Source organism: Nonomuraea sp. NPDC049784 (genome assembly GCF_040659615.1).
GTDB lineage: Bacteria > Actinomycetota > Actinomycetes > Streptosporangiales > Streptosporangiaceae > Nonomuraea.
In genome coordinates, this window is record NZ_JBFAMX010000688.1 from 1 (window position 1) to 5,055 (window position 5,055).

Below are 5,055 nucleotides of genomic sequence, written 5' to 3' on the forward strand. Positions count from 1 at the left end.
CTGGCGACGAGCGCGGGGTGCTCGCCGTCGCCCTCGCGCAGCGAGGCGAGGAAGGCCAGCACGTCGGCCTCCCCCACCTCATCGAGCTTCAACCGGCCGCGCGCCTGCAGGTGTTCGACGTATCGCCGCAGGTCACGGCGGTAGGACGCGAGCGTGTTGGCAGCGAGGCCCCGCTCCACCGCCAGATGGGCGAGGTAGCTGGAGAGCACCGCCTCCACGAGCTGGTCCTTCCGTCACGCCTCAGGGGCGTCGGCGGGGCGCAACAGGGCGAACCCCTCAACCGAAGCCGCGTACGCGGCGAGAATACCGGCCACGGCCGGGGAATTGTGGATCATTCCCATGAGCGCCTTCTCGACCGCGTCCGGCAGCGGCACCCACTCGACCGGCATGTCGATTTCCTCATGCCGGTGGACGAAGTCGGTCTCGACCTTGGTCAGGTCGCGGGCGAGGAACACCCTGATCCGCTCGTCGCTCATGCCGGGCGAGGAGCACAGGTCGATGAGCGTGTGCCAGGTGTCGGCGCGGTAGCCGGCCTCCTCGGCGAGCTCGCGGGCGGCACCGGCGACGAGCGATTCGCCTTCGACGTCGCGGAGCCCGGCGGGCAGCTCCCACATCAGCATGCGGGTGGGGTGGCGGTACTGCCTGATCATCAGGACCCGGTCCTGGTCGTCGAGCGCGAGCACGGCGACCGCGCCCGGATGCACCACGTAGTCGCGCTCGGCGACCTCGTCGCGGGGCATCTTCACCGTGTCCGTGACCACCTTGATGACGTGGCCCCGGAACCGCTCCTTGGAGTCGACCACGTCCCAGGTCTCGGGCATGTCTTCTACGTTCACTGGCCCACCTTCGCGCCGACCCGGGCGTCCGCGTATTCCAGGGCGGCGGTGATGAGGCCCTTGAACATCGGGTTGGCCCGCGTGGGGCGCGAGCGGAACTCGGGGTGGGCCTGGGTGCCGATGAAGAACGGGTGGATGTCGGAGGGCAGCTCGGTGTACTCGACCAGCCGGCCGTCGGGCGACAGGCCGGAGAAGACCAGGCCGACCTTCTCGAGCTGCTCGCGGTAGGCGTTGTTGACCTCGTAGCGGTGGCGGTGGCGCTCGTCGGCCTTGGCCTTGCCGGCGTACAGCTGCCTGGCCAGGGTGCCCTCGCCCAGCTTGGCGGTGTAGATGCCCAGCCGCATGGTGCCGCCCATGTCGCGCTCGCCGGCGACGACATCCTCCTGGTCGGCCATGGTGGAGATGACCGGGTGCTTGGTGTCGGGGTCGAACTCGGCGGAGTTGGCGTCCTCGATGCCGGCCATGTTGCGGGCGGCCTCGATGACCATGCCCTGCATGCCGAGGCAGATGCCGAGCAGCGGGATCTTGCCCTCGCGGGCGTGGCGGATCGCGCCGATCTTGCCCTCGATGCCGCGCACGCCGAACCCGCCGGGGATCAGCACGCCGTCCGCACCGTCGAGCTCACGCTCGGCGCCCTCGGGGGTCTCGCAGTCGTCGCTCTTGACCCAGCGGATGTTGACGCGCGCGTCGTTCGCGAACCCGCCGGCCCGCAGGGCCTCCGTGACCGAGAGGTACGCGTCCGGCAGGTCGATGTACTTGCCGACCAGGGCGATCGTGACCTCCTTCGCCGGCCGGTGCACCCGGCGCAGGAGCTGCTCCCACTCCTTCCAGTCGACGTCGCGGAACGGCAGGCCGAGCCGGCGCACCACGTACGCGTCGAGCCCTTCGGAGTGGAGCACCTTCGGGATGTCGTAGATCGAGGCCGCGTCCACGCAGGAGACGACGGCGTCCTCGTCCACGTCGCACATGAGGCTGATCTTGCGCTTGATCGCTATCTGCACGGGCCGGTCGGAGCGCAGCACGATCGCGTCCGGCTGGATACCGATGCTGCGCAGCGCCGCCACGCTGTGCTGGGTCGGCTTGGTCTTGAGCTCGCCCGAGGGGCCGATGTACGGAAGCAGCGACACGTGCAGGAAGAACACGTTGTCGCGCCCGACCTCGTGCCTGATCTGCCGCACGGCCTCCAGGAACGGCAGCGACTCGATGTCGCCGACCGTGCCCCCCACCTCGGTGATGACCACATCCACCTCAGGACCGGCCATGCCCCTGATCCGGTCCTTGATCTCATTCGTGATGTGCGGGATGACCTGGACGGTGTCGCCCAGATACTCGCCCCGCCGCTCCTTGGCGATGACATTGGAGTAAATCTGCCCGGTGGTCACATTGGCCGAGCCGTGCAGGTCGGTGTCGAGGAAACGCTCGTAGTGGCCGACGTCGAGGTCGGTCTCCGCGCCGTCGTCGGTGACGAACACCTCGCCGTGCTGGAACGGGTTCATGGTCCCTGGGTCGACATTCAGGTACGGGTCCAGCTTCTGCATGGTGACCCTGAGACCGCGTGCCTTGAGCAGGCGACCGAGGCTGGAGGCCGTGAGCCCCTTGCCGAGACTGGAGGCGACACCGCCGGTGACGAACAGATGCTTGGTTTGCGATGCGCTGCGCAAAGGGGCTCCCGTGGCTCGAGGTGTGGTCGAACTGTCCACGGGCTCTCAGGATATCAAACAACGCCCCCGACATGCCCGAACGGTTTAACCTAGCGGGTAACTTTGGTCCTTATGTCATTAGTACGGCGGGCAGTGGGCACGCTGATTCACCGTGCCTACGGGGCGATCCGCAGCGCGGGCGCCATCACTCCGTTGAGTCCCGCGGGCTACCAATTCCGCCGGCTCGGCGACGGAGTCAGCATCGCCTTCCCCCCGGGCGCGATCTTCGGCGAGCAGTGGATCGAGATCGGCGACCACACGCTCATCGGCGAGCGTGTGTCGATCTCGTGCGGCATGATGCCAGGTCCGGACCTCGGGCCCGACTCGATCCTCCGCATCGGCCGCGGCTGCTCGATCGGCCGCGGCTCGCACATCGTGGCCCATCAGTCGGTCGACATCGGCGAAGACGTCTTCACTGGTCCGTACGTGTACATCACCGACCAGAACCACGTCTACGACGACCCTGACGTCCCGATCGGGCGCCAGTGGCCCCGCAACAGCCCGGTCTCGATCGGCTCCGGCTCGTGGCTGGGGGCCGGCGCGATCATCCTCCCCGGCACGACGCTGGGCCGCCAGTGCGTGGTGGCGGGCGGGGCGGTGGTCCGCGGCACGTTCCCGGACCACAGCGTGGTCGCCGGCGTCCCGGCCAAGCTGGTACGCGGCTACACGCCGGAGCTCGGCTGGCACAACCCTTCCCTCCCCATCCCCTTGAACCGCCGCGCCACCGCCTCCTGACTCCGCGTCCCGCCCACCACACGCCCAGGGACCCCGCTCACCCCGTGCGGGCGACCACGATCCGGGCATCGGGACAGCCACCCGCCCGCAGCACACCCAGCGCCGGGCCGGCGAGAGGCACGACGGCGCAACTCGTGCGGCGGCCAGGCGGCAATGGGACATAGCGGGCGGGGCACCTGGACGGACCGCAGGCGCAGCACGAGCACGCGCAGGGCCAGGAGCAAGGCGTCGGGGCAGGCCGGACCCGGGCGAAGCGGGAACAACCGAGGGATGGACCGAACAAGCTTCTGCCGGATAGCGTCGAATCATGCGGACCGCCATCTGTGAGCGCCTGGGCATCGAGTTCCCGTTGTTCGCCTTCAGCCACTGCCGCGACGTCGTGGCCGCCGTCACGAACGCGGGCGGGTTCGGGGTGCTGGGCGCGATCGCGTACTCGCCCGAGCAGCTCGACACCGAGCTGACCTGGATCGACGGGCAGGTGGGCGGTCGGCCGTACGGCGTGGACGTGCTCGTGCCAGGCAAGCTCGACGCATCCGCGCTCGACCGGCAGGCGCACCTCATGGACTTCGTCCCCGACCGTCACCGAGACTTCGTCACCCACCTCCTGTCCAAGTACGGCGTGAGCGCCCCCGTTCAGCCGCTGACGGCGGTGGCGGACGAGATCGGCAGGCGGGTGACGGCGGCCGGGGCGACGGGGCTGATCGACGTGGCGCTCAAGCACCCGATCGGGCTCATCGCCAGCGCGCTTGGGCCGCCTCCGCCCGAGATGGTCGCCAAGGCCAGGGAGGCGGGCGTGCCGGTGGCCGCGCTAGTCGGCACGGTGGAGCACGCCCGCAGGCAGGTGGCGGCGGGCGCGGACCTCATCGTGGCGCAGGGCACCGAGGCGGGCGGGCACACCGGCGAGGTCTCCACGATGGTGCTGGTGCCGCAGGTCGTGGACGCGGTGGCCCCGATCCCCGTGCTGGCGGCGGGCGGGATCGCGTCGGGCCGGCAGATGGCGGCGGCCATGGCCCTCGGCGCCGAGGGGGTGTGGTGCGGCTCGGTCTGGCTGACCACGGAGGAGGCGGAGACCTCGCCCTCGGTCAAGCGCAAGCTGCTGGCCGCCTCGTCGCTGGACACGGTCCGGTCCACGTCCCGTACGGGCAAGCCGGCCCGGCAGCTCAAATCGGCCTGGACGGAGGAGTGGGACTCCGGCCAGGAGAGCCCCGGTCCCCTGGGGATGCCGCTGCAACTGCTGGTGGCCGAGGGCGCGATGGCCCGCATCGAGGCGGCGGCCGAGAAGGGCGATCCGGGGGCGCTGGAGCTCGTCAACTACTTCGTGGGCCAGGTGGTGGGCCAGCTCGACCAGGTCAAGCCGGCCCGCGAGGTGGTCTACGACATGATCAGCGAGTTCGGGGAGGCGGCGGAGCGGCTGCGGCGCCTGTCCGGCTCCGACTAGCGGCGTAGCGGGCACGTCCCGCCGCAACCGACCGCAACTCCGACGTCGGCTAGGCCTGGATGAGCGGCCCGCATTTCGCGTTTGCGGCCGAGCCCGTGTCAAGATGCGCGTGTGGTCGGGACACCGCCTGAGCTGGAGCGTGGCACGGGAGTCCCCGCGCACGTGCAGATCGAGCGGTGGCTGCTCGAGTCGATCTCCAGCGGCGAGATGGAGCCGGGCGACCGGCTGCCCGGCGAGCGGGAGCTGGCCGGGCGGCTCGGCGTGAGCAGGATGACGCTCAGGCAGGCGCTGGCCACGCTGGAGCGCGACGGCGTGCTGATCAGGGTGCCGGGCAGGTCGGGCGGCG

General features: G+C 70.3%; 6 protein-coding genes. 3 read left to right on the top strand and 3 right to left on the bottom strand.

Translation table 11 applies throughout. The features are described from left to right. From AB0J09_RS55830 to AB0J09_RS55840, 3 genes are all read right to left on the bottom strand, one after another. A partial coding sequence (locus tag AB0J09_RS55830; protein ID WP_360710575.1) for a site-specific integrase occupies positions 1 to 218 on the bottom strand: 218 nt, incomplete at its 3' end. A 15-nt stretch (positions 219 to 233) separates the two neighbouring features. After that, complete coding sequence (locus AB0J09_RS55835) at positions 234 to 821, bottom strand: NUDIX hydrolase (RefSeq protein ID WP_360710582.1); 588 nt, start codon at positions 819 to 821, stop codon at positions 234 to 236. An 11-nt stretch (positions 822 to 832) separates the two neighbouring features. Then, on the bottom strand, positions 833 to 2,497 hold the full coding sequence (locus tag AB0J09_RS55840; protein ID WP_360710576.1) for a CTP synthase: 1,665 nt from the start codon (positions 2,495 to 2,497) through the stop codon (positions 833 to 835). A 111-nt stretch (positions 2,498 to 2,608) separates the two neighbouring features. Between AB0J09_RS55840 and AB0J09_RS55845 the strand changes: the two genes are divergently transcribed. The 3 genes from AB0J09_RS55845 to AB0J09_RS55855 all read left to right on the top strand — a co-directional run. Further along, positions 2,609 to 3,271 (top strand): acyltransferase, encoded by a 663-nt coding sequence (locus AB0J09_RS55845; RefSeq protein ID WP_360710577.1) that lies wholly within the window; start codon positions 2,609 to 2,611, stop codon positions 3,269 to 3,271. Positions 3,272 to 3,578: 307 nt separating this feature from the next. Then, positions 3,579 to 4,709, top strand: a complete 1,131-nt coding sequence (locus AB0J09_RS55850; protein WP_360710579.1) for a nitronate monooxygenase family protein — start codon at positions 3,579 to 3,581, stop codon at positions 4,707 to 4,709. Between the two features lie 111 nt (positions 4,710 to 4,820). Then, a partial coding sequence (locus tag AB0J09_RS55855) for a GntR family transcriptional regulator (protein ID WP_360710580.1) occupies positions 4,821 to 5,055 on the top strand: 235 nt, incomplete at its 3' end.

Excerpts from the sequence above, each read along its gene's own strand:
- AB0J09_RS55835 (WP_360710582.1), bottom strand. The coding sequence starts at position 821 with ATGCCCGAGACCTGGGACGTGGTCGACTCCAAGGAGCGGTTCCGGGGC.
- AB0J09_RS55845 (WP_360710577.1), top strand. The coding sequence starts at position 2,609 with ATGTCATTAGTACGGCGGGCAGTGGGCACGCTGATTCACCGTGCCTAC.
- AB0J09_RS55850 (WP_360710579.1), top strand. The coding sequence starts at position 3,579 with ATGCGGACCGCCATCTGTGAGCGCCTGGGCATCGAGTTCCCGTTGTTC.